24 protein-coding genes are annotated in these 23146 nt (G+C 58.8%); 13 read left to right on the top strand and 11 right to left on the bottom strand.

All coding sequences use genetic code 11. The annotated features are described in order from the left end of the window. Window positions 1-136: 136 nt before the first annotated feature. From J7392_RS18140 to J7392_RS18160, 3 genes are all read right to left on the bottom strand, one after another. Window positions 137-1297, bottom strand: coding sequence for an RsmB/NOP family class I SAM-dependent RNA methyltransferase (locus tag J7392_RS18140; protein WP_209218804.1), 1161 nt, complete (start codon window positions 1295-1297; stop codon window positions 137-139). 173 nt (window positions 1298-1470) lie between these two features. Beyond that, entirely contained in the window at window positions 1471-2748 is a 1278-nt protein-coding gene (locus J7392_RS18145) for a site-specific integrase (RefSeq protein ID WP_136720494.1), read from the bottom strand. Between the two features lie 1297 nt (window positions 2749-4045). Then, on the bottom strand, window positions 4046-4276 hold the full coding sequence (locus J7392_RS18160; RefSeq protein ID WP_136720491.1) for a hypothetical protein: 231 nt from the start codon (window positions 4274-4276) through the stop codon (window positions 4046-4048). Between the two features lie 303 nt (window positions 4277-4579). Here J7392_RS18160 and J7392_RS18165 point away from each other — a divergent pair, with 303 nt between their 5' ends. Beyond that, window positions 4580-5071, top strand: coding sequence for a hypothetical protein (locus J7392_RS18165; protein WP_209218805.1), 492 nt, complete (start codon window positions 4580-4582; stop codon window positions 5069-5071). 1193 nt (window positions 5072-6264) lie between these two features. Here the strand turns inward: J7392_RS18165 and J7392_RS18170 are convergent. Continuing rightward, window positions 6265-7053, bottom strand: a complete 789-nt coding sequence (locus J7392_RS18170; protein ID WP_136720348.1) for a MauE/DoxX family redox-associated membrane protein — start codon at window positions 7051-7053, stop codon at window positions 6265-6267. Between the two features lie 16 nt (window positions 7054-7069). Next, entirely contained in the window at window positions 7070-7588 is a 519-nt protein-coding gene (locus J7392_RS18175) for a DUF305 domain-containing protein (protein WP_247744645.1), read from the bottom strand. Between the two features lie 98 nt (window positions 7589-7686). Between J7392_RS18175 and J7392_RS18180 the strand changes: the two genes are divergently transcribed. The 10 genes from J7392_RS18180 to J7392_RS18225 all read left to right on the top strand — a co-directional run bounded on the left by J7392_RS18180 (window position 7687) and on the right by J7392_RS18225 (window position 15545). Continuing rightward, window positions 7687-7959, top strand: coding sequence for a metal-sensitive transcriptional regulator (locus J7392_RS18180; RefSeq protein ID WP_093928486.1), 273 nt, complete (start codon window positions 7687-7689; stop codon window positions 7957-7959). Window positions 7960-8139: 180 nt separating this feature from the next. Continuing rightward, window positions 8140-8520 carry a hypothetical protein gene (locus J7392_RS18185; RefSeq protein WP_169306068.1) on the top strand — a complete coding sequence of 127 codons (381 nt, stop codon included), beginning with the start codon at window positions 8140-8142 and terminating at the stop codon, window positions 8518-8520. An 82-nt stretch (window positions 8521-8602) separates the two neighbouring features. Next, entirely contained in the window at window positions 8603-8896 is a 294-nt protein-coding gene (locus J7392_RS18190) for a hypothetical protein (protein ID WP_136720347.1), read from the top strand. After that, entirely contained in the window at window positions 8896-10359 is a 1464-nt protein-coding gene (locus tag J7392_RS18195; protein ID WP_136720346.1) for a TolC family protein, read from the top strand. The genes J7392_RS18190 and J7392_RS18195 overlap by 1 nt, the downstream gene beginning before the upstream one ends. Before the next feature lie 17 nt (window positions 10360-10376). Further along, window positions 10377-11735, top strand: a complete 1359-nt coding sequence (locus J7392_RS18200; protein WP_209218807.1) for a copper oxidase — start codon at window positions 10377-10379, stop codon at window positions 11733-11735. A 46-nt stretch (window positions 11736-11781) separates the two neighbouring features. Then, entirely contained in the window at window positions 11782-12516 is a 735-nt protein-coding gene (locus J7392_RS18205) for a copper-binding protein (RefSeq protein WP_209218808.1), read from the top strand. A gap of 69 nt (window positions 12517-12585) precedes the next feature. Then, window positions 12586-13158, top strand: coding sequence for a helix-turn-helix transcriptional regulator (locus J7392_RS18210; RefSeq protein ID WP_209218809.1), 573 nt, complete (start codon window positions 12586-12588; stop codon window positions 13156-13158). Between the two features lie 41 nt (window positions 13159-13199). Next, the gene (locus tag J7392_RS18215; protein ID WP_136720344.1) at window positions 13200-13649 is read left to right on the top strand and encodes an ion channel; all 450 of its coding nucleotides are present in this window, start codon (window positions 13200-13202) and stop codon (window positions 13647-13649) included. Between the two features lie 175 nt (window positions 13650-13824). After that, window positions 13825-15123, top strand: a complete 1299-nt coding sequence (locus tag J7392_RS18220; RefSeq protein ID WP_209218810.1) for a multicopper oxidase family protein — start codon at window positions 13825-13827, stop codon at window positions 15121-15123. Continuing rightward, window positions 15120-15545, top strand: coding sequence for a c-type cytochrome (locus tag J7392_RS18225; RefSeq protein WP_136720342.1), 426 nt, complete (start codon window positions 15120-15122; stop codon window positions 15543-15545). The genes J7392_RS18220 and J7392_RS18225 overlap by 4 nt, the downstream gene beginning before the upstream one ends. A 316-nt stretch (window positions 15546-15861) precedes the next feature. Here the strand turns inward: J7392_RS18225 and J7392_RS18230 are convergent, their stop codons facing one another. The 3 genes from J7392_RS18230 to J7392_RS18240 form a co-directional block, all read right to left on the bottom strand. Further along, entirely contained in the window at window positions 15862-17112 is a 1251-nt protein-coding gene (locus J7392_RS18230; RefSeq protein WP_209218811.1) for a HipA domain-containing protein, read from the bottom strand. Beyond that, window positions 17112-17483, bottom strand: a complete 372-nt coding sequence (locus tag J7392_RS18235) for a helix-turn-helix transcriptional regulator (protein ID WP_136720340.1) — start codon at window positions 17481-17483, stop codon at window positions 17112-17114. Before J7392_RS18235 ends, J7392_RS18230 begins: the two co-directional genes overlap by 1 nt. A 209-nt stretch (window positions 17484-17692) precedes the next feature. Continuing rightward, window positions 17693-17890 (bottom strand): hypothetical protein, encoded by a 198-nt coding sequence (locus J7392_RS18240; RefSeq protein WP_136720339.1) that lies wholly within the window; start codon window positions 17888-17890, stop codon window positions 17693-17695. A gap of 302 nt (window positions 17891-18192) precedes the next feature. On the opposite strand from J7392_RS18240, the gene J7392_RS18245 reads away from it, so the two are divergent. Together J7392_RS18245 and J7392_RS18250 are read left to right on the top strand one after the other, a co-directional pair. Continuing rightward, window positions 18193-18456, top strand: coding sequence for a hypothetical protein (locus J7392_RS18245; RefSeq protein ID WP_136720338.1), 264 nt, complete (start codon window positions 18193-18195; stop codon window positions 18454-18456). Window positions 18457-18583: 127 nt separating this feature from the next. Then, on the top strand, window positions 18584-18769 hold the full coding sequence (locus tag J7392_RS18250) for a hypothetical protein (RefSeq protein WP_136720337.1): 186 nt from the start codon (window positions 18584-18586) through the stop codon (window positions 18767-18769). A gap of 626 nt (window positions 18770-19395) precedes the next feature. On the opposite strand, the gene J7392_RS18255 is transcribed toward J7392_RS18250, so the two are convergent. Genes J7392_RS18255 through J7392_RS18265 form a run of 3 tightly spaced genes read right to left on the bottom strand, consistent with a single transcriptional unit; the run spans window position 19396 to window position 23128 of the window. Continuing rightward, window positions 19396-20340, bottom strand: a complete 945-nt coding sequence (locus J7392_RS18255) for a cation diffusion facilitator family transporter (protein WP_209218812.1) — start codon at window positions 20338-20340, stop codon at window positions 19396-19398. A gap of 39 nt (window positions 20341-20379) precedes the next feature. After that, entirely contained in the window at window positions 20380-20847 is a 468-nt protein-coding gene (locus tag J7392_RS18260; RefSeq protein WP_136720336.1) for a DUF411 domain-containing protein, read from the bottom strand. Window positions 20848-20866: 19 nt separating this feature from the next. Next, window positions 20867-23128, bottom strand: coding sequence for a heavy metal translocating P-type ATPase (locus J7392_RS18265; RefSeq protein ID WP_247744646.1), 2262 nt, complete (start codon window positions 23126-23128; stop codon window positions 20867-20869). Window positions 23129-23146: the final 18 nt, after the last annotated feature.

Raw genomic sequence — 23146 nt, forward strand, 5'->3', positions numbered from 1 at the left:
CCCAATCCCTGAATGCCTAACGTCCTGCTGCACGCACATCCCCTAACAACCGAATCATACGACTATTACGTGCGACAGAGGTTAAGCAGGCTTTAACCGAAATCGGTTTGCACGCATTGGTTGATTATGGGTAAATTTACTCGCGCGTCAACTGTGCTGAGAAGAAACCGTCGCCATCGGGGGTTACATCATAGCGATCCATGCGGGCGACTCGCCACTCGGGATGGCGGGCCAAGAAGGCTTCGACCCGCGCCTCGTTCTCCGCTCGAAACAGGGAGCAGGTGGCATAGGCCAAGACTCCGTCGCGTGCGGTAAGTCCTGCTGCGGTATCGAGAATCTGGTCCTGAATGGTGGTCAACTCGGTCAAGCGCTCGGGGGTCAGGGTCCATTTCCCCTCCGCCGCGCGGCGCCATGCGCCCGAGCCGGAACAGGGCGCATCGCAGAGGACGAGATCATAGGGGGAGCCTGCCTTGGCTTCTTCGGTATCGGCTAGGGAAATCGCGACGCCCGCGCGATCAGCGCGGGGGGACAGGTCGCTCATCCTGCGGGGGTCAATGTCGTGTGCCGTGATCTCGCGCGCGGGGTCCATGGCCAGAGCAAGCGCTTTGCCGCCGCCGCCGGCGCAGTAGTCGAGCACCCGCCCCCCCGAAGGCAGAGCGGCGACGACAGCTTGGCTCGCTGCGTCTTGCAATTCGACGTAACCGTCGGTGAAGGCGCCGGAATTTCGGATGCGGCGCGCGCCTTCGGTCACGGTCAGCGCGGCTTCGGCAAGCGGGTTTGCGCGGGTTTGGACACCCTCTTCGGCCAGCAGTTCTTGCGCGGCGGGCACGGCGATCCGCGCCGTGTTGACCCGCAGGCAGATCGGCCCGCGCTCTTGAAGCGCAAGGGCCGCGGCATCCGCATTCTCCCCGAGCGCCGTATCGAACAGGGGGAGCAGCCAATCGGGCAGGTTCAGCCGCGTTGCGCGATCCTCGGGCGCTGGCGGGAAGGCCTGTTCAACCTCGGACAGCGGCGCGGGCGCATGGCCCACCCCTGAGAAGAGCGCGTCAAGGTCGGCCCCCTGCCCGTGCAGCACACCGATCATCAGCGCACGGCCCGTCTCCCCCCTGCCATAATGCGCCGCGCTGCGTTTCTGGCGCAGCACGTCAAACACATGATCGCGCACGGCGGCACGGTCTTTGGAGCCCGCGAAACGGCTCTGACGCGCCCATCGGGTCAGCGCCTGTTCGGCGGCCAGACCCCCGGCAATTGCGTCCAATACTTCTATCGCAGCGGATACGCGCGCGCCGGGGGTCATGGCATCTTCCTTTTGCAAAGAACGGCCCGCGGGCCGTTGCTTTATGGGTTAACCGATACGGTAATTCGGGCTTTCGCGGGTGATCTGCACGTCATGCACGCGGCTATCTAACTCATATAAATCTTTATATATCAAAACCTTAACCAACATCATGCATCAGCTCGCTTCAGCCTTCAAGTCTCTCTTCGCAGGTCTACAGTTGTGAATGGCTGAATGGAAGGCCACCATTCCCCATCGAGAACGGCCGCAACTTCAAGGACCGGCCCCAATTTGCGGCGTTTGTAGAGGTCGGTGGTAGGGCTCCCGGCCTCGAAAAGTTGACGCCTGGTCCGAGAGGAAATCTCAAAATGCCCCATAACTGCGCTGATTGCCGCATCACTCACCCTCTCGTCGAGCCAATCGGCAAATGTGCGCCTAATCGAATACCAGTTTACATTCCCTTGTTCGGTTGGTTCCAGCACCTTCCGCTTGACCTGGTCAGGCGTTCTGGCCGAATGCGCTCGCGCCACCAATCTCTGAATAATTTGCGTAAAATTGCGAGCGCCTGCTGAGATTGGGCCGCCGGTTTCATGAATAAGGAAACCGTCTCGATTTGCCGCAACGAGCCTGCTCAAAATACGCTCCATAGGACCAGTAACCGGTATAATTGGAGTTTTCTTTCGCCGATTTGTTTCGACAAATCCTTCCCCAAGAAGATCAATAACACCAAGATCAAGGCGAACCTTCGCCCCCGTCATGTCTGCCACCGCGCCGATCCGACCACCGCAGCCGATGTCGAGAAGAAGAAGATCGAGAACGTGTGGACGCTTGCAAGCGTCGATCAGTAGGCCCAGTTCCTCGAAGCTGATGTATCTGCCTTTCGGATCTCGATCTTCCGGCGCTGTGACCCCTGCGATGAAAGGGATCTTGGGCGGATTGTGAGTCGTTAGACTGTCGCTTTTCGCGAGTGCGCAGGCCTCTACTGCGCTGCCGATAATGTCAGCAATAGTATTGGGATGTAGCCTGGGCTTGCCGTCAGGTGTAAGGGTCTTTAGCTTCGACTTGGCATTTTCGGGGCGAACCCGACCCTCTTCCATGCCCTTTACCAGCGCCCGAAGAGCAGGACCCATCTTGGACATTCTGACGTTCCAAAGATGCGGTTTAAAGTATAGCTCCCTCCGATTTTCCAAGAGACGAAAGCGTTCGGCTGCAAGCTGCTTCCGCTTGTCCTGCTCAAAGCCAAGCCAAATTTCACCGAACGTCGGATCATCGCCGCTGTCAGGTCGAATAGTCTCGGTGCGATCCAAGACGACCTTCATGCGCTCCTTTGCGAGCGTTCTTGCCTGTTCCAGAGTCGCCGCATGCAGGCATTTCGTTTGAGTTTTCTTAGCGTGAGAATCCCACCATCTCAGGTAGAGTGCGCGCCGGTTCTCAGCTATGGTGAACCGCCCGATCTTTTCGATTGTTTTCATGCATCAGTTATCCCGTGACTTTCTCACCGGATAGCACCGCCATCACCCAAAGAGCAAGTCGACCACGTCATGGTCACGCTTCATAGCTGTTCGATACTTCGAATTCTTCGGCGTCGGCGGGGATGTCGTAGCCGCTGTCCGACGAACTCCAAGGTAAGCCTGCAAATCCGACATCAAGTAACGAATACCTCCGTCTCGAATGTATGCAATCTGGCCATCGCGACGACGACGCTGCAGCGTTTTCGTGCTCAGCCTCAGGTATTGGGCGGCTTCGGGTTCTGTCATGACTTCATTCATGGACAGGAGGTCAGACCGAAGCGAAAAAGTCAGAATTGGTTTGATTGTAACTGTGGGTTGTCAGCCTTCATACATGCATTCCCTCGAGAGGTAATCGGGGAATCCAACAAGGCGGAGGCTGCACCGCGTCAACTGGAAATCGATCGGGGCGGGCCCGAATCCGCTAAGATGGACATCGACCGGACGAAGTCGATCTTCCGCGCCAGAGGTTGGGCTCGGCGTTTCTTCGCGACATCTGAAGCAAAGGAAGGCGAAATTATAGTCTTCTCTGGAACAGCACCGTATCGTATCAGCCTTCGCCTCGAACGGGGCAAACCGCCTTTCAAAACTCCATGATCGCCGCAGTTCCATTCTCCTAAGCAGTCTTCTTAGGCACCGCGGGCTTCTTATCGGCAGCGCCAATCTAAACTGCTAAACCGCGTTCGACATACCTGTCGCGGAGGCCGTGGCAGCGGTCCATCCGAGAAAGGAAAACTTCGCCGTCACCCAATGTGTGCAACAAGGAAAGGTGATGCACCGCAGCCTTCATGATTTCCTCAATTGATGAAGACGAGATCCGGATCCCATACTTCAGTTTGGACGAAAGCAGCCAGAAAGCCCGTAGGTTCATCCTACTCGTGGATCTCGCCACTTTGATTGAAAATAAATATGCCGCCGCGACGGCAAAGTTTCAGGATCAGTGGGCCGAACTTGATGCTGTCTAAGTGAACGGGAGGCCGCGGCGGACATCTACGTGCCCTTCCGCCATCGACGGCATTCTGAGCGGATCATCCTAAGAGACTTGCAGGCCGCTCTTCGATCACGGCTGACAAGGCGGCTGTCCCACGCTATAAACCTTTCGCCCAAAGCGCCCGCTTGCTCCCCTCCGAACGGGAAGCAGCTCAAGTTGACTTTAGCAAAAAGTCAGGCAGCGGAGTCGCGCTCTGTTCAAGTTCGGCAGCTCTGGCTAAGACTGGGCCAACACCGCACAAGGCATACCAAACAGTCCTCTGCCAGTTCGTCAGTAACCTGGCAGAACTTCGGCAGTCGCGACCAGTCCTTTCCCTTCAGCAATACAGCCCATGGCATTGGCGACGCTCGCTGGAGCGTAAGAGTTCGCGCAGGCATCCTTGATGATCTCCAACTGGTTTTCGTTCATGCTGCAATTGGACACGCAAAGTAGAAACGTCACGTCCTCTTCCCCTGTTTCCGCCCCTTCGATAAGGGCAAGCCCAATGTCGTCTGTGGTCAAGGCAATGGCCGCACAGCTAAGCACTACATCTTGGAGAGGCGAAGGAAGAAATCAGCCCGTCTCGAGGACCCGCAAAGCTCCACGCACTGCGTCACGGGCTCGAGCGGATGTGACAACGCTTGTTATGAGAAAGGTCGATCTTGTTCTTCTGCTGCTCCTCTCGCTGAGAGCAGCAGGAGAACAAGCTGCCCTTATTAACACCAACCCGGAGGCCACTGGGTTTTGGCAATAACGGGCCCGAAAGGAGGAACGGCACGTCTTGGATCTGAGGCAATCCTGCCCAGGCATAACAGGGAGAACAATATGTTCGAAGTCCCCAAAGCCAGCCACTGCGCTGCACCGAAGACAATCACCAAGCGAGAAACACCGAAGGATGAGGCGGTGACCCAATCGAGTTGCCTTTCGCTCTCGGTAAACGAAGCTGTCGTAGGAGCCCGCGATGTCGCGGACGCTTTCAGGCGAATTGATAATAGCGCCAACCTTCATAAGGAGTTGCACCAGCCGATCGGGGACATTTTGTGCGGAAAGTTGTCCGCCGACAGCTTCTCCGGGCAGAAGATCGATTGTTTAAAAGCGTTCGTTGAAACTCTGGAGGCAGATATAGCCGCTGAGACGCAGACATCGATCCACTTCGACGAATGCTGCATGTCAGGTGCTTGGGAGGAGACCCACGTTAGCAATCGTGGTCACGCAATTTACCGGCTCCAATGCGCTTTGGCTAAATTGGCAAACAGCATTTCGGACGTCATAAATCTGAGAAAGGCTGAAATATTGCGCGGCGAATTACTTAAGTAACTGGTTCGGCCGGGGTTCTCCTGGCCGAACCACTTTGCAGCAAGAGGTCTGGCAAGTAGCACACCGCTGAGAGACCGAGCGGTTTCTCCAAGGGGAAATGCGCTTCATAATCCGCGTTTTCCAGTTGTATGACGGGACAAGCGTGTTCAAGACGAACATTCACCCTACCCTACCACCCGGTCAAACCATTCAGGACTATAGATTTGCATCGCCAACACTTTAGCGATCATGTTGGCGATGTGACCATGGCGTCTTATGGTGCGCACGAAAACGAAGTTGGCAAACAGCCATGCACGATGTCAAAAACAATATCGGATGAACTGTTTACTCCCGGCATTACCCACATCGAGATCCGATGTTGGGATTGCGGACATACGGTGACCCGCAGGCCCAGCGAGCTGCCTGAGGGCATTACCCAGCACGAATTCGAGCGCCGGTCTGTCTGCAAGTGCGGCACAGGCTGGCCGCAGGTGGCGCGGTTTCCTCGAAAGAAATCGACATCGATGTGATAAGCATACCTGAGGGAGACAACATGAAACCAAAGGTGCCCAGATTCTCATTCCAAGAACGCGCAGCGGAGAAAGCCGCCGCGCGCGAACGCGATGAAGAACTACTTCGCTCTGGTCGGGTTTCACACGCTGATATGGCGCGCGCTAACGGCGGTTTCGTCCGAGGGGCGCGTTACAAAGGCCCAGCAAAGCGCATTCAGGCACTCGCTGCGTCCCAGCCGTCAGATGACGACAGCGCCTGACCTGTGGTGACATGACGATGAAGAGGAAGAGGAAGAGGCCGAGCTTAATACGCTCTGTCATGCCCGGCAGTGCGAAATGCCGTTCGAGGTCGATATCCATAAGATCTGAAGGATCACCGGCACGAGGGTTGTCAATTCTCTACTGCGCCAACTTGGTCCAGCCCTTAAAATTTCGTGGTGCAACTCGTGACCGGCCTCGTGGACTCGACGCTATGTCTAACCAAGGCTGGAGGTCGGCTTGGCGGGACCTTCCGGACCTTCGCTGCACTTGCATGATCTCCGCCGCATCTGCGAGGACTTTAATAATGGGCGGAGAGCCGCCGTTCGTCGCAAAACGCGCGAACGGCAGCTCTGCGGACAAAGCTGAGACAAGCATTTTTGCTTCAGTTGACCATTTCCGCCCTGCGAACTCTTGCTAAGCGCAAGATGCTGCGCCCGACCTTCAGGTAAACATCTTGGCCAACATCACTATGGCCATGCCCATCATCATCAGATTTTCGGACAGGCTCACAAATCCGAGAGGCACGTTCGAATTGCCGCCAACGCAGGCGCATTTTAACTCACGCTTGTCGATGTAGACGGCCTTGAACACGCTTACTGCGCCAACCGTGGCTATGAAGAGTGCGGCTGGGGCGGCAATTGAGGTTAGCAACATCCCGGTCATCAGCACGCCCGCCCCGGTTTCAACCCATGGATAAACGTAGGCATATGGCACCCATTTGCGTGCCAGCAGGTCGTAGTTGAGGAACATCGTCGTGAAGCTTTCAATATCACGCAGCTTCTGCATTCCCAATAGGATCATCGAGACTGAAATGAACCAACCGAGCGTCTGCCACGTGATCGCGCCGAGAAAGCCGATGGACAGAGCAAGCGCTGTCGCCGCAGCCACGGCAAAGAGATAGATCACGGGATTGTAGGTGGTCGACGCAGGGTCGTAGTCGGTAAGTTCTTGGCGCAGGGCGTCATAGCCGCCAATGCGCTTCCCTTCGATCCAGACTTGCGGGGTCGTGGGAACATCGTATTGCGCCTTGAACGCGTCGACTTCGGACCGCGCGCGGAACAGGCGGTCATCGACCTCGTAGCCCTTGCGCTCCAAAAGCCATCGCGCCTTCTGCCCTGACGGGCACAGGTGGTTTGGCAGGGCCATGCGGTAGAGCACGGCGGTTTTCCCTGTCGCGGATGCGGCTGGGTCAGCTGTTACGTCTGCGACATCGCGGGTGTCACATGGCATGATATGCTCCTTTATCTTAGGGTTTGGTGCGGGGCGTGCCAGGCGCTGCATCCCCGTTGGCTTCGATGTCTTCGATATATAGCTTCATCTCTTCGATCTCGCTGCGCTGTGCCTCGATGATCGCGTCGGCCAACTCGCGCACGCGCGGATCGGACAGGTTTGCGCGTTCGCTGGTCAGGATCGCGATTGAATGGTGCGGGATCATGGCTTTCATCCAAGCGGTGTCGCCTACCGTATCTTGCGACCGGACCAAGTAGACGCCGGCCGCAAAGGCGATGGCAGCCCCAGTGAAGATCGCAAAATTCGTCTTTCGATTGGAATACATGCCGAGCATGAAGGCGAGCATGATGATTGCCATTACCCCGCCCATATAGAGCGCCATCCACATCCGCGTCTGCGAGAAGAAGACATGGTCAAGGGCATAAGTGTTAAGATACATCAGGCCATACATCACGACCGTCGAGGTGCCGATCATCGCAAAGAACCGGCCATAGCCGCTGCTTGTGCTATCGTCGTGCTTATTCTTTGAATCCATTGTATTGCCCTCCTAAATTGCCAATGTGTGCCATCGTTTTATACCCATATGGGGTATATTATCCGATCGGCAACAAATCCCGAATGGAGCGACGCCTCATGAAGGCTAACAAGGAAAAGACGCTGGATCGCCTGGCGCGGCTCGAAGGACAAGTGCGCGGCATCGCGAAAATGGTTGAGGCCGACCGCTACTGCATGGACATCTTAGCACAGACTGCGGCAATCCGATCCGCCGTTCTGGGGGTCGAAAAGCTTGTGCTGGAGAACCACGCTCAGCATTGCGTCGAGGCTGCGATTGCCAGCGGCGACCCGGAAGAACAACGCGCCAAGTTTGACGAGTTGATTGGTCTTTTGCAAAAGGCGTCGAAGTAGGCGTTTCGGACCGAATGCCCATCGCGCTCTGGCACCGTAGCCAGCGCCTCTGACCTCTTCTCTGGGTCGGAACGCCAATCCGCCGCCCCGCACTTTAGGCCGGTTTCCGCCAGAAAACCGCAATCCTTCCAGCGCTGGACGCGTTGACAGGCTCTGCGACTTACGACACTGCTAACACCTATGCGTGCTCTGGAAGACATATCCAACCTCTGTCGCGTCCTTCTCGGCGTGGTTTTGGCCTGTGGTCTGTTGCTGCTGCCGCCCTCGTCGGTTCATGCCGAAAGCGGGATGCATGACAGCGCGCAGGCGGCGCATCACGCGGGTCATCAGATGACCACAGAGTCCGAACTGCATCCGGACGCAGCGGCCATGCCCGACCAAACAGAAATATCTGACAGTTTCGAAGGCGAGCCTTGCTGTGGTGGAATTTGCCTGACGGGAGCGCTGACCTCCTCGCAGGACGCCAAAATGACGGCTGTGCGATCCGTTGAATACACCAGCGTGTCCCATTCTGTCGCCTCTGGCCAACCCGCTGGTCAATTGCGTCCGCCTCGAGCCTGAGTTGATCCCGGCCGACTAACGGCCTTTGCATCCGCGGCGTCTGGCTGCGGGTAAGATCACCTTATTCTCAGGCAAAAAACCAATGAAATTACCACTGATTGCAGGGGCGATGTCCCTGACCCTTGGGGCTTGCGCCACGACGCTCCCCCCATTTCCAGACGTCACTGCCGCCTATGTGCAGCAGCCCACGCCTCTGCCCGAAGTCGCCGCGATGACCGCCGCCGACAACAGCACGCGCGGCAGTGCCACGACCGCCGAAGAGCAACCCTTTGCAGGCTACCGGCGTCGCGGCGTGGTGGAGCCGCTCGATTGGCGACGGTTGAACGCTGAACAGGCACCTATGCAAGGGATGGATATGCAGGGGATGAACCACTGATGCGTTGGAAATTGAAAACCGCCGCCGTCATTACACCACTGATCTTGGGCGCCTGCACGGCAACGGACCTGCCGGTGAGTTTCTCGGCCCGTGATGCTGGCTTTGCCACCGTGGAGGCACGCACCTCCAAGGCCATCGGCAAGCGCACCGTCTGGGCGCAGTCGCAGGCCGAGACCGTCGCGGCCTCCAAACAGGTCCGCGCCATGGTGCAGGGTAAAACGATCAGTGCCGAAACCGCTGTGCAGGTCGCGCTTTTGAACAACAAGGGGCTTCAGGCGTCCTATGCGCAGATCGGCCTCTCGGCGGCCGAAGCATGGCAGCAGTCCACGCCAGAAAACCCCGTCGTCTCCATCGGCTTGCTGGGCATCGGCGCGCCCGAGGTCGGGCTTTACCGTGCCTTGGAAAGCATGATCGCCGTGAACCTGCTGGACGCTCGCACCCGCAAACAGCGCATCGCCGCTGCCGAGGCGGAATTCCAGCACGCGCAGATGCAGGCGGTGAGCGACACGCTGGCACTGGCCAATGAAACGCGCGAGGCATGGATCAACGCGGTCGCCGCCTTTGAGGCGGTGGGCTACCTTAAACGTGCTGCCGTCACCACCGATGCGGCGGCGGAACTGGCGCAGCAGCTGGGCAAGACCGGCGCGCTCAACAAGGCCGCACAGGCCCGCGAGCAGGCGTTCAATGCCGAGATGGCCGGACAGCTGGCGCAGGCGCGGCTGGATGCGCAATTGGCCAAGGAACAGCTGACCCGGCTCATGGGGCTCTGGGGGCAGGACGTGGCCTATTATGTGCCCGATGCTCTGCCCCGCGTGCCCAATACGGTCAGCAGCCACAAGGGCATCGAACGGCTGGCGCTCGCCAATCGTGTTGATTTGGAAGTCGCCCGGCTGGGGTTGGCAGCAACGGCCAAGGCCTATGGTCTGACCGATGCCACCCGCACCCTGACCGACCTCGAAGTCATCGCTGGTGCCGAGGTCGAGCGTGAGGAAGAGGACGGGGAAGTCGAGACCAGTATCTCACCTCAGGTCGAGTTCGAGTTCGTCATCCCAATTTTCGACAGCGGCAAGGCGCGAATGCGCAAGGCCGAGCTTAGCTATCTTCAAGCCGCCAATGTGCTGGCCGAACGGGCGGTGAACGTCCGCTCCGAAGCCCGGGCGGCGGCCACGGCCTACCGCTCAAGCCACCAGATCGCACGGCACTACTCAGACGTGGTGCTGCCTTTGCGCCGCACCATCGATGAAGAGGCTCTGCTCAGCAACAACGGCATGATCACCAGCACCTTCGATCTGTTGAACGACGCCCGCGAAAAGATCGGAAGCCAGCTTGAGGCAGCCAATGCCAAGCGTGAGTTCTGGCTGGCCTCTGCCGGTCTGACCGCCGCGATCTACGGCGGTGGCAGCGGCGGCGGCGGTGCCGGCGGAGAGACACAGATCGCCGCCAGTGGCGGCGCAGGACATTGAGACAAGGAAGCAACCAGATGATTAACAGACGTCAACTGCTGGGGGCCGGCGCTGCGGGTGCAACGCTCGTGTCCTCCAAAGCATGGGGCCAGACCATGAATATGGGCCTGCCCGAGGCCGCCGAGATGGATTCGGCCCTCACCCAAGCGCCGACCCGTCCCACCAGTGGGCCGGACTATAACCCCGTGGTCACGCTCAACGGCTGGACCCTGCCGCACCGGATGAACAATGGCGTGAAGGAATTTCACCTCGTTGCCGAGCCGGTCGAGCGTGAACTTGCTGATGGTATGGTCGCGCGCCTCTGGGGCTACAACGGTCAGTCCACCGGTCCGACCATCGAAGCCGTCGAGGGCGACCGGGTGCGCATCTATGTTACCAACCGCCTGCCGGAACATACGACGGTGCATTGGCACGGGCTGATCCTGCCCTCGGGCATGGACGGTGTCGGCGGGCTGAGCCATCCGGGCATCCCGCCGGGCAAGACATTTATCTACGAGTTCGACCTGACCAAATCCGGCACCTTCATGTATCACCCGCATGGGGATGAGATGGTGCAGATGGCGATGGGCATGATGGGCATGTTCGTGGTCCATCCCAAAGACCCCGATTTCATGCGCGTTGATCGGGATTTCCTGATTATGCTGAACGCTTTCGACATCGATCCGGGCAGCTACATCCCGAAAATCATGACGATGACGGATTTTAACCTCTGGACATGGAACAGCCGCATCTTCCCGGACATTGACCCCCTGGTCGTCAACCATGGCGACAAGGTTCGCGTGCGCGTCGGCAATCTCACGATGACCAACCACCCGATCCACATGCATGGCTATGACTTCAAGGTCACCTGCACGGATGGCGGCTGGGTGCCGGAATCGGCGCAGTGGCCCGAGGTCTCCATCGACATTCCCGTCGGCGCCATGCGCGCCTATGAGTTCGTGGCCGAGCATCTGGGCGACTGGGCGATCCACTGTCACAAGTCGCACCACACGATGAACGCTATGGGCCACGACGTGCCCACGCTGATCGGCACCAACAGTTCCAACATGACACGTCAGGTCCGCCGCGTGCAGCCTGAGTTCATGCCCATGGGCACGGCGGGCATGGCGGATATGGGCGAAATGTCGATGCCGCTGCCCGACAACACCGTGCCGATGATGGCCGGCTGGGGGCCGCATGGACCCCTTGAAATGGGCGGCATGTTTTCGGTCGTGAAGGTGCGCGAAGGCATCGACGCGGACGACTACGAAGATCCCGGCTGGTATGAAAACCCTCCGGGCACCGAGGCGTATGAATGGACCGGGGAACTGCCGGACTTCGCGCAGAACCACAGCCCGAAAACCCAGATCACGCCGAAACCAACCTCCAAGGGCTAAGCGGCTCTTGGACTATAATCACCTCTAAAACCATACAGGAAACACCATGAACAAATTTCTTCTCTCAACCGCCCTCAGCCTTCTCATCACCGCTCCGGCCTATGCGGCAGGCACCCATGGCGGCGGTCACGCCGATGACGGCCATGGCGACATGCACAAGGAAATGGCCGCAGGCATGCCCGGCAAGGCCGAGGCGGTTGACCGCACGATCGAGGTGACCATGCGCGAAACCGACGACGGCGAGATGATCTTTGAACCCGCCGAGTTCGACATCAAAAAAGGCGAGACCATTCGCTTTGGCGTCACCAACAAAGGCGAGATCGAGCATGAGTTCGTAATCGACACGATGGAAGGCAATGCCGAGCACAAGGACGCCATGGCCAAGATGGACATGGAGCATGACGACCCGAACTCCGTTCGCCTTGATCCCGGCATGGAGGGCGAGGTGATCTGGACCTTCGCCAATGAAGGTTCCTTCGAGTTCGCCTGCCTGATCCCCGGCCATTACGAATCCGGCATGCATGGCCCGATCACCGTGAAGCAGTCTGATGAGGCCCCCGCGGCGCCCGCCGTCTACTCAACCGGCAAGATCAAGAAAGTCGACGCCAAGGGCAAGAAAGTGACCATCATTCACGGCCCGCTGGAAAACCTCGACATGCCGTCGATGACCATGGTGTTCAAAGCCGATGAGACGCTGATCGCCAATATGAAGGAAGGCCAGAACATCGAATTCGTGGCCGACCGTGTAAAAGGCAAGCTGACCGTCACAGCGATGAAGTAAGCGCCGACAGCAGGGCCGGTGAACTGGCTGGCCCTGCTCTTTCCACCAAACAATAAGGCAGTTCGAGTAATGAGATCGCGTGGAACCACCGCCCTTTGGGCCATCGCTGCACTGCAGGCAATTGTGGCAATCTTCTTTTCCGTCTGCTTCCTGCTGGACGCCATGGGAATGGAGCCTGACTTTCTGATTTGGCAAAGCCACGAGTATCAACAAACGATCTTGGCCATCGGCCTGAACCTCGGCGTGGCGCTTGGTTGGGTCGCCCTCAGGACCAGTCTGCAACGTGCGCGGCTGGCCGAAGATAAGATGCGCCGCTGCACCTCGGAGTTCTCGATGGTGATGACGCAACATTTCACGGATTGGCGGCTGACCCCCGCAGAGCGGGACGTCGCGGTCTTTTTGGTCAAAGGACTAAGCACCCGCGACATTGCGGAACTGCGCGGCACCTCAGAAGGGACAATCAAGGCGCAGACAAACGCGATTTACCGCAAGGCTGCCGTCACCGGGCGCACACAGTTGCTCAGCACCTTCATTGAAGATCTGATGGATGACGCATTGATGCCCGCGGAGGCCCTGCAAACTGTGGCTGTGAAGGGTTCGACTATAGGCGCTGCAACCAGAACAAACGCCGCCCCCGCTTAATCGCCTGAGGAAAAGCCCCCAACAAAGCAGGTTGCCCCTTCATGATCCAAGCAATTCTTCTATCAGTTCTGGTCGTCAGCATCTGCACGGCGATCCACTATTTCGTGCTCAAATGGGTTTCCGATACCATCGCGCAGCGCAAAAGAGCTGCGCATGGCCAGAACCTTGGCTTGGCCATCGGCGCAATCACAATCGCGCATGTCATCGAGGCTTTCATCTATACGCTGTTCTTCCTTTGGGCTGTGCAGGGTTTGCAAATCGGCGCGCTGAACGTCTCCGGCCCGGCGGGCAAGCCCACCACGATGATGGATTATTTCTATTTCTCGCTGGTCAACTTCACCACCTTAGGGCGGGGCGACTTGACCCCCGTGGGGCACCTGCGCTTCCTTACCGGAATAGAAGCATTTCACGGCTTTCTCATGATAACGGCGTCAGGAAGCTTCGTGCTACAGATCATGGGGGGACGCGCCCCCCTGTCGGACAAGGGATGACCCAAGTGGTTCGACTCATTCTCTTTCCCGATAGAGAGCGCATAGGCGGCCCACCTCCAACCCGTCATCGGCAGTTGGGATCGGCCCCGGCAGGACATACCTACACGCCTCGGACATCGGCGCGCCCTGTCCCCCGTGGCAGCATCAATCGCAATTTATCCCGATAAGGCATGACATGAACAGAAGACAATTCCTTGCCAGCGTCTCAGCCGCGACGGTCCTGCCACTGCCGGGCCTCGCTGGTCAAACGCCCCTGAAGCTGAGGGCCGAGGCCGTCACGCGTCAAATTCTTCCCGAAGGGGAAGGCGCCACCGCGATGCTGGGGTTCAACGGGTCGATGCCTGGGCCGGAACTCAGGGTGAAGCGCGGGGAGCGGGTCTCAATCGAGGTCAAGAACGGGCTCGAAGAGGGCACCGCCGTGCATTGGCACGGCATCCGGTTGGAAAACCGGATGGATGGCGTTCCGGTCCTGACGCAAGACCTGATTAACCCCGGTGACAGCAAGACCTACAGCTTCGTCCCGCCCGACGCGGGGACCTACTGGTATCATTCGCACTACATCTCGCAAGAGCAGGTGGCGCGGGGTCTGATGGGGCCGCTGATCGTCGAAGACGACGCCCCCCTCGATCTGGACCATGACATCACCGTGATCCTGTCCGATTGGATCATCGACGAAGATGGCAGCCTTGTTGATGAATTCACCGACATGCATAGCGTCGCACATGCGGGCTATATGGGCAATTTCGCCCGCGGCTTCCTATCGCTAAGCGAGGTGCGGCAAGGTGATCGCATCCGCCTGCGGCTGATCAATGCGGCGACCAACCGTATTTTCCCCCTAAGCATCTCTGGCGTCTCTGGTTCGGTTGTCGCCTTGGACGGCATGGCACTGAGCCAACCCCGCGCGGCCTCTGACCTCGTTCTGGCACCGGCCCAGCGGGCCGATCTGATCGTTGATGTCACCGGCCCGGTCGGCTTTGACATGCCCACGCGGCAGGAGCCTTACCGTCTGGCCGAATTGTCCATCTCCGGCGAGAATACGGATCGGCAATCTGGCCCTCTGCCGACACTGGCGGCACCGGACCGCCCGGCACCGGGCACCCCCTCCCAGCACCTGACGCTGACCATGATGGGCGGTGCCATGGGCGGTCGGCACGGCGGGGCCAATATCTGGTCCTTCAACGATGTCTCGGACCTGCCACAGGACCCCTTTGCCGCCATCGAACGCGGCGAAACGGTGCGGATCACCTTGGTTAATGAAACCGCCTTTTCACATGGCATTCATCTGCATGGGCACCACTTCTATGAGATGGCGCTTGACGGCCGCCTCGGCGATCTGCGCGATACAACCTTGGTCGCTGCCGGGGAAAGCCGCGATGTTCTCTGCGTCTTCGATAATCCGGGGCGCTGGTTGATCCATTGTCATATGTTGAGCCACGCCATCGGGGGAATGCGCACATGGGTAGAAGTCGCATGAAACGGATCGCTTTGATTTTCTGTGCCGTCGCATCTGCCGCGCAGGCCGATCACGAACTCGACGGCCGCGATCTCGTCGCGGGACGCGCGCTCTACGCCGAGAACTGCGCCGCCTGCCATGGCGCAGACCTCGAAGGACAGCCCGACTGGCGAACGCCAGACGAAGATGGTGTGCTGCCCGCGCCGCCGCATGATGCAACGGGGCATACTTGGCACCATGATAATACGCTGCTGTTCGACTACACCAAGCTCGGGGGCGAGGTTGCGCTGGCGTCCCGGGGCGTGAAGGGTTTCAACAGCGGCATGCCCGCCTTCGGTGAGGTAATTTCAGACGAAGATATTTGGACCATACTGGCTTATATCAGGTCGACCTGGCCACCGCGCTCAAAGGCTGCTCAGGCCAGCCGAAATCGACCCCATTGAGAGCCGGCAACTTTGCTGGGGCTCGGCCCCCAAACTGACACCGATAAGCAGTAGGGGCTAAAATGTGCCACCTAAACGACCAGAAAATGCGACCATTCGTCTAAGCCTCGGCATCGGACGAAAGAGAGCGCTTCGGTCATTCGCTGAAACCTTGTCGAACGACCGCTAAGGGCCGTCCTCTGCAAAGAATGCGATGCTGCGACTGCGAATAGCTTCAAGCTCGGCACGGTCACAACGGGCTCAAAGCGGACGTAGCGCTTCGAGGCTCAGAAACGCTCAGCCGTGGTGTAGCCGTCGAGAGATCGACGGATGTTGTTCAGAGGCTAAGAGCCTTCTCTGCCTCGCTGTGTTCAAAGGCATCTGCGAGAGATTTCAGATCTTCTCCACCAACACCGAATTGCCGCATGAGAGGTCTCCACCGGTTGGCGATGAGTGAGGCCATCGCACGCACCCGCTTGCGCGCCTCGTGCTCCGATAGATCGAAGAACTCCGCAGCGGCCACCGCAAGATCGAGTGACGCCTTAAATGGCCCTCCTTCTATGATCGCCGTCTCGAGATAGCGATGGCGTCCCGCTTGTGGGTTCACATCAAAGAGCGGAGAGAGCCGCCAAAGGCCGTTGTCGGCATAGATGAAGCCGTGGTTCTTCAGGTGATCATCCGTGTTGGTGACAAGGACGTTGAAGGCCATTCGTGCCCAAAGTTCATGCAGATCTGCCCGCCCAGCCTTACTGATCATCCGGATCGCCTCTGCAATCTCTGTATAGGAGCCTGGCTTCGCTCCGGATCGATTAAGAGCTGTGCGGGCTGAAAAATATGGGACACGCGCGCCCGCTCGCCGATCGAAGCGCCTGATCAGGGCCACTGGATGGTCCGAGTTTTCCAACATCAACTGAGCGTCTGGCGCGCGCAGGCCGCATTCCCGCGCCAACTGTAAGGTCGCGACCTCGATGCGCTCCACAGGGCTCTGGTCTCTCAAGGATGAGAACTTAGCAATCCAGAGCGCGTCGCGGTCTTGCACATTTACCTTGGGTCGGGCGCCGCCAATCGAGCCGCCAGCGCCTGCGATCAGGCGCAGATCCTCGCTCGACACCTCGCGTCGCTGCTCGCCCCTGACCGCAATGTTCCGGAGTGCGTCAAGCTGGTTGATGTTCGGCACCGGTGCGCGATGTCCACTGATGATCCCGCCGTCTTCTCCAGTGAAGCGGAGTGCACCCTGACGCGTGGTATCATCTAATAGGGTAAGCATGTCGAATTCACTGAGGTCCGCGCCGTGAACGCGCGCCATCAAGAGGCGCCCCCATGCATCAGGCGTTGCATCTTGAAGGACGGAAGGCAGGCTGTCGCGCTGATCGCCTGTGGATGCCTTAGACACATAGGAGGGCGTTAATCCGAGCGGCAGCTGAGGTGCGATCGCGAAGGCACGCGCATCGTTCAGCCATCTCTCGAAATATTGAAACTCGGAATGATGGCGGCGCGACCCTTGGGTGAACCGCAGCTTACCGACCGGCAAGAGTGCGCTTCCAAGACAGACATGGGTGACCTTCTGTTCCGGGGTGCCCGGGGCCATCAGAAGCCTACGCCTTCGTCATCATCATCAACGTCGGCCTCATGGCGGCTATCCGGAGCTCGTGCGCCGCCACGCTTTACATAGGATGTCCCCCGCTTAGGAATTGCGTCGAGTGCGAGGGACAGGCCCACAGCATCCTCTTCTATTCGCAGGATCTCCGCGAGGGCATCGGGCTCGCCGAGCGCCGCAAGCACCCCGGCCAGTTTCCCGATGCCCACGCCAGCATCGCCCCGCTCCAGACGCTGTATCGTCTTTTCTGACACGCCTGCGCGTTCGGCGAGATCGAGCATGGCAAGACGACGCGCGAGGCGCGCCTGCTTGATGTTACGGCCAAGGTCTACCAAAGCCCTCTGGGCACGAAGATTCGACATTACTGGTCTTATGTGGCTTATAAAAGATGATTAAAGGTCATATATGACCTATTAACCCGTGAACTTCAACTAACAAGGTCAAAGCTGGCCGATGCGCGGCGTATCGGTGCCAGATATGGACGAGTTCTTGCCGCTGTCGGCATCCGCACCGCCACTGCGGGTGGGGGTTTTTCCAGAGATCAATAACACTACGGCGCCGTGGGCAGGGTCTAATCTCCAAGCCTGTTCTTGGCTTCGGGAAGGTCTTTATCATAGACAAGGTTCCCGTCCTCATCGAGGCCAACTCCAAGCCCAAGGCGCCGCAGTCGTTCGAAAAACGCTTCCTCATCGGGCCCAGGCTGGCCCATCTTCTCTATAAACCATTCCTCCCACTCGGGGTCTGATTCGTCCGGTATTGGGTCTGTCATCCCGGTGCTCCTACTCTGCTGAACCGAGTTTATCACAAAATTGACGCTAAAACCGGCCGGCGCTAAATCCGCCCGAGTGCCGTCTTAGCTAAGTTGGTTAAAGCGCTTGATTGTGGATCAAGGGTTCGCAAAATCGAGATTAACGGATGCCGCCCCCCCCTTCTGCGACATGAGTGCTACATTAGCTGTAATGCACAGGAGAGGGTATGTTGACGTGTCATTCGATGCGGCTGAGCCGCGGGACCCAAAAGATCATAACGCGAAAGAACGCCGACCATGCGATCTGGGTAAGGAGATAAAGGATGGTGCACGTCGCATCGAAGATTCTCGGAACAGTGAACGCGCCATATGGTGCGAACCTATCCGCTTGTCAGCTTGCCACCGCAATCTCTGACATTGAGGCCGCTCAGTCCTTCATGGGGCCGGCCTTCTCCTTCTTCTCTGAAGTCTCCCCGGATCTTCAGCTTTCCTTCGTGTCAGAGATGGGACTGCCCCATGATAAGGTGCGGCAGGTCGCGGAGCACTTTCAGACGCTTTGCCCGTTCCCGTTGGCACTCGCTAAGTAGGAGCGGGTCTTCGTCACAAGCAAAAGGACCCCCTGTAAAACGCGTGGTTCGGTATGAACTGCGACAGAACTGTGCTATGCTCTATAGTGTTCAGTGTGAACCTGGGCGACGGCTCAAAGGAGGGGCAATGGCTATTTTTGACATCATCGTGTCGATCGCGTCGGTTGTTCTGGCTGGCGTGGCCATCGCCTATATGGCCTACTTGGCTCGGGTGAGCGGCCGAGATCGTCCGCACGATCCTGAGCGCTTGCGTCGATTTATCGCGAACGCGCCATACAACCTCGACGGTGAAAGACATAGCCAGAAAAGATGATCGGCTTTCTTGCAACTAAACTCTCCTCGGACGTCATCGTGACTGCAGAGATATCTTCTGCTTTCGGTAGCTAATCCAAGCAAGAAAATTTCAGACTGAATAATGACCAGTCTCTTCCTGGCATTCGAGCGCCGCAAAGATCATTCGAGCCGAGTGGGGTTTGAAATAGGAACTTTACATGTTCCTTTTGCGGTAGTGGCCTTCAACTCAATAGGCGCCGCAAGGAAACAAAAAGGCATTGTGGCGGCTGGATGACGTAAAATGAGACACGTTGGAAACAATCCATCAATAACCTTATCAGTTAGTCAAATTTCATTAGATAGAAGCTCAGACATGTCCTCGTTGCCGCCTCGGACGCCACTGCAATCGATATCAGCTGTGAGCCTGACTGACCGTCTTGTGCGTGAGTAGCTTCACACTCGCGGTCTGGGCGCCCCTGTAGCGGGCGGCCTTAAACTGACCTTCACCAATCAGACCCTATACTGCACTGCGGCACACCAAACTGGACCTCGCTCGCATCTCTTTTATGAAAAGTGACACCAACCGTAGCATCTTCCGTAACGCTTTGAAGATCGGAACATGGTCCAGTGAAACGTGTGGCCGCGCTGTTCGGCATCTTAAGATGCTTATGCGCCAGGTTCTTCGCCGGCGTTTTTTGCACCGTCTTTATGGCCAAACAACGCGGCACCATCATGGGCATTATCTGAGGTTTCAAACTCAAGGCTCGAGTGGGTAATGCCGAAGTCATCTTCGAGCTTTGTCTTGAGCGCCCGTTTTACTGTTTCAAAATCCGCCCAATCTCGGCTCACCAACACCACATGACAATCAAGCGCCACTTCATGCTCCTGCATCTGCCAGAGATGAACGTGATGCACATCCCCGACGCCCTCGACGCTGGTCATGGCCTTTACAACCGCCCCTGCATCCATGTCAGGCGGGCTGCCCAACATCAGCATACGAATCGGGCCGCCGATTTCAGTGAGTGCCAGATAGAGGATATAGACCGCGATACCGATGGTGATCGCCGGATCAACCCAGCGAAGGTCGTAAAGGATGATGAGCGTGCCGCCGATAATCACCGCGACCGAGGCCAGCGCATCGGACAGGTTGTGCAAAAACAACGCCCTAATATTCACGCTGCCCTTCTGCATCGAGTAGGTCAGAAGCGCCGTCAACGTATCGACGACAAGCGCGACCCCGCCCAGAATGACCACCGTCCAACCCGCCACCGCAGGCGGATCGATCATGCGCATCCCGCCTTCGTAGATCAGATATATCCCGACAAGAATGAGCGTGGTGTAGTTAATCAGAGCCGCAATGATTTCGATCCGGCCATAGCCGAAGGTCATCCGCGCATCTGCCGGACGCCGTGCGATCTTGCGGGCAACAAAGGCAATGACCAATGAGGCCATGTCCGAAAAATTGTGCAGCGCGTCGGCGATAAGGGCGAGCGACCCCGCAAAGACACCGCCTACGATCTGCGCCACCGTCAGAAGGGCATTTGCCCAGATGGCCAGTGATACTCTGCGGTCCCCGCTTTCGGGGTCAATATGGGCGTGATCATGTGCCATGTGTGCTTCCTACCGGTTTAGGGTCAGAACCGCTGCGTTTTAGGCAGCCTCGTAGTGTGTGAACACCTCGCTGCTGCCATCACGGACAATCAGATAGACGTCATATGCATCGCGTTCGTTCTCCGGTCCCATCCCCGGCGAGCCATAGGGCATCCCCGGCACGGCGAGACCGATGGCATCTGGGCGCTCGGCCAGCAGTTTACGGATGTCGGCGGGCGGGACGTGACCTTCGATCATATAGCCCTCGATCTTTCCAGTGTGGCAGGAGGCCATACTTTGCGGGATGCCGTTGTCTTGCTTGTATTTGATCAAGAGCGTTCCCAAGCTGCGTTCGGTCGTTACGGCAAAGCCCTCGTTCTCCAGAATTTCGATCCAAGCCGAACAGCAGCCGCAGTTGGGGTCTTTCATCACGTGGATGGCGGGCTTTACTTCGGCCCATGCCGCAAATGGTGCGGCGGCGGCAAAACTTACAGAACAGGCCAGCAGACTACGTCGTGTGAGGGTCATGTGAAGTCCTTCCAAAGGTTCAAACTGTCGTTTCATTTGTCGTATGTGTTGTAGGGTGGCGGCCAGGTTCGGCCACCCGCTCAGCGGTGGTTGGCCGGAAAAACAGCAGCCGGAGGGCGTTAAGCGTTACCAGAACAGTTGCCCCGGTATCCGCCAAGATCGCGATCCAGAGGCCAGTGATGCCAAGCACGGTGGTGACAAGGAACACGGCTTTCAGCCCGAGCGCGATGGCGATGTTCTGCCGGATATTGCCCATCGCTGCGCGGGCAAGACGGATTTGGCCAGGCACGTCTGTCACCCGATCACGCAGGATCGCCGCATCGGCGGTCTCGAGCGCTACATCGGTGCCGGAGCCCATTGCGACGCCCACATGGGCCGCCGCGAGCGCGGGGGCGTCATTGATGCCGTCGCCGATCATCATGACCTTCGCCTCAGCCGTGAGGTTTTGAATGGCCGCGACCTTATCTTCGGGCATCAGCTCGGCGCGGTGCTCGATGCCCAGCCCCACTGCGATGGCCGAGGCCGTGCGCCGGTTGTCCCCGGTGAGCATCACCGGGGAAATACCCAAAGCATTCAATTGCGCCACCGCCTCCGCCGCATCGGCGCGGGGTTCATCGCGCAGGGCGATAAGACCGTGGGCCACATCGCCGCGCAGCACGATCACCACGGTTTTGCCCTGCGCTTCGAGCGTCTCGACTTGGGTGCGCAATGTCTCTGACAGCGCCCCGCGTTCTGCCGCCAAACGGGGGGAGCCAACGTAGATGGTCGCCCCTGCGATCACCGCCTCGGCCCCTTTTCCAGGTAAGGCACGTGATTGTGTCGCGGGGGCAGGATCGATCCCGCGTGTTTCAGCCGCGCCGCAAATTGCTTGGCCGAGCGGGTGGCTCGCGCCGTTCTCAACCCCTGCGGCAAGGGCCAGAAGGTCAGCTTCATTCCCCACCAGCACCTGCACATCGGTCACCCGCGGCTTGCCGTGGGTCAGCGTTCCGGTCTTGTCAAAGGCCACATGGGTGACCCGCGCCGCCGCTTCGATCACTGCGCCGCCCTTCATCAGCAACCCGTTGCGCGCCCCGGTGGACAGAGCCGAGGTGATCGACGCAGGCACCGAGATCACCAGCGCGCAGGGGCAGCCGATCAGCAGCAAAGCCAACGCTCGATACACCCATTCGCCCCAAGCTCCCCCGAAGGCGAGCGGCGGCACCACGGCCACCAAAACGGCCATGCCGACCACGGCGGGCATGTAGACGCGGCTGAACCGATCAATGAAGCGTTCGGTCGGTGCGCGGGCGCTTTCGGCCTCTTCCACCAGCCGCACAATGCGGGCGATGGTGTTGTCCGCCGCAGCCTTGGTAACGCGGACGCGGAGCAGCGCTTCTGTGTTGATCGATCCGGCAAAAACATCCGCGCCCAGCTCCTTAAGGCGCGGCACGCTCTCGCCGGTTACGGGGCTTTCGTCCACGCCCGAGGTGCCGCTGACCACTTCGCCGTCACAGGGCACCCGATCCCCGGGGCGCACCTGCACAATCTGGCCGACGCTGAGCGCCTCTACCGCCACCTCCCGCGTCTTGTTGCCCACCTCAAGCCGCGCCGTTTTCGGCATCAGCTTGGTCAGCGCACGGATGCTGTTACGCGCCTTCCCGGCAGAGACACCCTCCAGCAATTCGCCCACGGCAAAGAGAAAGACCACCAGCGCGGCCTCTTCCGGCTCTCCGATCACGAGCGCGCCACTGGCGGCGATGGTCATCAGCATTTCGATGGTAAAGGGCATGCCCACCCGCGCCATTGCAAAAGCCCGGCGGGCGACGGGGATAAGCCCGATCAGCGTGGCGATGACAAAGGCCCAATGCGAAACCTCAGCCGGCAGGACAAGCCGCGATGCCCATGCCGCTGCGAGCAACGCGCCGCTGCCGAGGACCAAGCGGCCTTTCATGGTTTGATACCAAGCGGGATCTGCTGTCTCTTCGGGCGCAGTGTCCTGAGGCACGGCCCCTGCCCCACCGATCACCGCATCGTCCGGCAGGATGAAACCGCCCTTGGGCCTCTCTGCCTTTGTCCCCTTCGGTGAGATGCCAAAACCAATGCCGCGCACGGCTTTCTCGATACGCTCGGGCGAAGTCTCACCCTCATCCAGCGTTAGGCGCAGCCGTTCGGACATCAGCGCGACATCTACATCCGCGACCCCCGGCAAGCGCTCCACCGCGCCGCGCACCTTGGCCGCGCAGGCGCCGCAGTCCATCCCCGTGACGCGCCATTCCCGTTGTGCGGTGTTTCCGTCCGCCATCTCTGTTTCCAATCCGAT

Source organism: Sulfitobacter sp. R18_1 (assembly GCF_017743915.1).
Classification (GTDB): Bacteria; Pseudomonadota; Alphaproteobacteria; order Rhodobacterales; family Rhodobacteraceae; genus Sulfitobacter; species Sulfitobacter faviae.

Bases quoted from the DNA above. Each gene is read 5' to 3' on its own strand.
- J7392_RS18140 (WP_209218804.1), bottom strand. From the start codon at position 1,297: ATGACCCCCGGCGCGCGCGTATCCGCTGCGATAGAAGTATTGGACGCA.
- J7392_RS18145 (WP_136720494.1), bottom strand. From the start codon at position 2,748: ATGAAAACAATCGAAAAGATCGGGCGGTTCACCATAGCTGAGAACCGG.
- J7392_RS18165 (WP_209218805.1), top strand. From the start codon at position 4,580: ATGTTCGAAGTCCCCAAAGCCAGCCACTGCGCTGCACCGAAGACAATC.
- J7392_RS18170 (WP_136720348.1), bottom strand. From the start codon at position 7,053: ATGCCATGTGACACCCGCGATGTCGCAGACGTAACAGCTGACCCAGCC.
- J7392_RS18175 (WP_247744645.1), bottom strand. From the start codon at position 7,588: ATGGATTCAAAGAATAAGCACGACGATAGCACAAGCAGCGGCTATGGC.
- J7392_RS18180 (WP_093928486.1), top strand. From the start codon at position 7,687: ATGAAGGCTAACAAGGAAAAGACGCTGGATCGCCTGGCGCGGCTCGAA.
- J7392_RS18185 (WP_169306068.1), top strand. From the start codon at position 8,140: ATGCGTGCTCTGGAAGACATATCCAACCTCTGTCGCGTCCTTCTCGGC.
- J7392_RS18190 (WP_136720347.1), top strand. From the start codon at position 8,603: ATGAAATTACCACTGATTGCAGGGGCGATGTCCCTGACCCTTGGGGCT.
- J7392_RS18195 (WP_136720346.1), top strand. From the start codon at position 8,896: ATGCGTTGGAAATTGAAAACCGCCGCCGTCATTACACCACTGATCTTG.
- J7392_RS18200 (WP_209218807.1), top strand. From the start codon at position 10,377: ATGATTAACAGACGTCAACTGCTGGGGGCCGGCGCTGCGGGTGCAACG.
- J7392_RS18205 (WP_209218808.1), top strand. From the start codon at position 11,782: ATGAACAAATTTCTTCTCTCAACCGCCCTCAGCCTTCTCATCACCGCT.
- J7392_RS18210 (WP_209218809.1), top strand. From the start codon at position 12,586: ATGAGATCGCGTGGAACCACCGCCCTTTGGGCCATCGCTGCACTGCAG.
- J7392_RS18215 (WP_136720344.1), top strand. From the start codon at position 13,200: ATGATCCAAGCAATTCTTCTATCAGTTCTGGTCGTCAGCATCTGCACG.
- J7392_RS18220 (WP_209218810.1), top strand. From the start codon at position 13,825: ATGAACAGAAGACAATTCCTTGCCAGCGTCTCAGCCGCGACGGTCCTG.
- J7392_RS18225 (WP_136720342.1), top strand. From the start codon at position 15,120: ATGAAACGGATCGCTTTGATTTTCTGTGCCGTCGCATCTGCCGCGCAG.
- J7392_RS18230 (WP_209218811.1), bottom strand. From the start codon at position 17,112: ATGGCCCCGGGCACCCCGGAACAGAAGGTCACCCATGTCTGTCTTGGA.
- J7392_RS18235 (WP_136720340.1), bottom strand. From the start codon at position 17,483: ATGTCGAATCTTCGTGCCCAGAGGGCTTTGGTAGACCTTGGCCGTAAC.
- J7392_RS18240 (WP_136720339.1), bottom strand. From the start codon at position 17,890: ATGACAGACCCAATACCGGACGAATCAGACCCCGAGTGGGAGGAATGG.
- J7392_RS18245 (WP_136720338.1), top strand. From the start codon at position 18,193: ATGGTGCACGTCGCATCGAAGATTCTCGGAACAGTGAACGCGCCATAT.
- J7392_RS18250 (WP_136720337.1), top strand. From the start codon at position 18,584: ATGGCTATTTTTGACATCATCGTGTCGATCGCGTCGGTTGTTCTGGCT.
- J7392_RS18255 (WP_209218812.1), bottom strand. From the start codon at position 20,340: ATGGCACATGATCACGCCCATATTGACCCCGAAAGCGGGGACCGCAGA.
- J7392_RS18260 (WP_136720336.1), bottom strand. From the start codon at position 20,847: ATGACCCTCACACGACGTAGTCTGCTGGCCTGTTCTGTAAGTTTTGCC.
- J7392_RS18265 (WP_247744646.1), bottom strand. From the start codon at position 23,128: ATGGCGGACGGAAACACCGCACAACGGGAATGGCGCGTCACGGGGATG.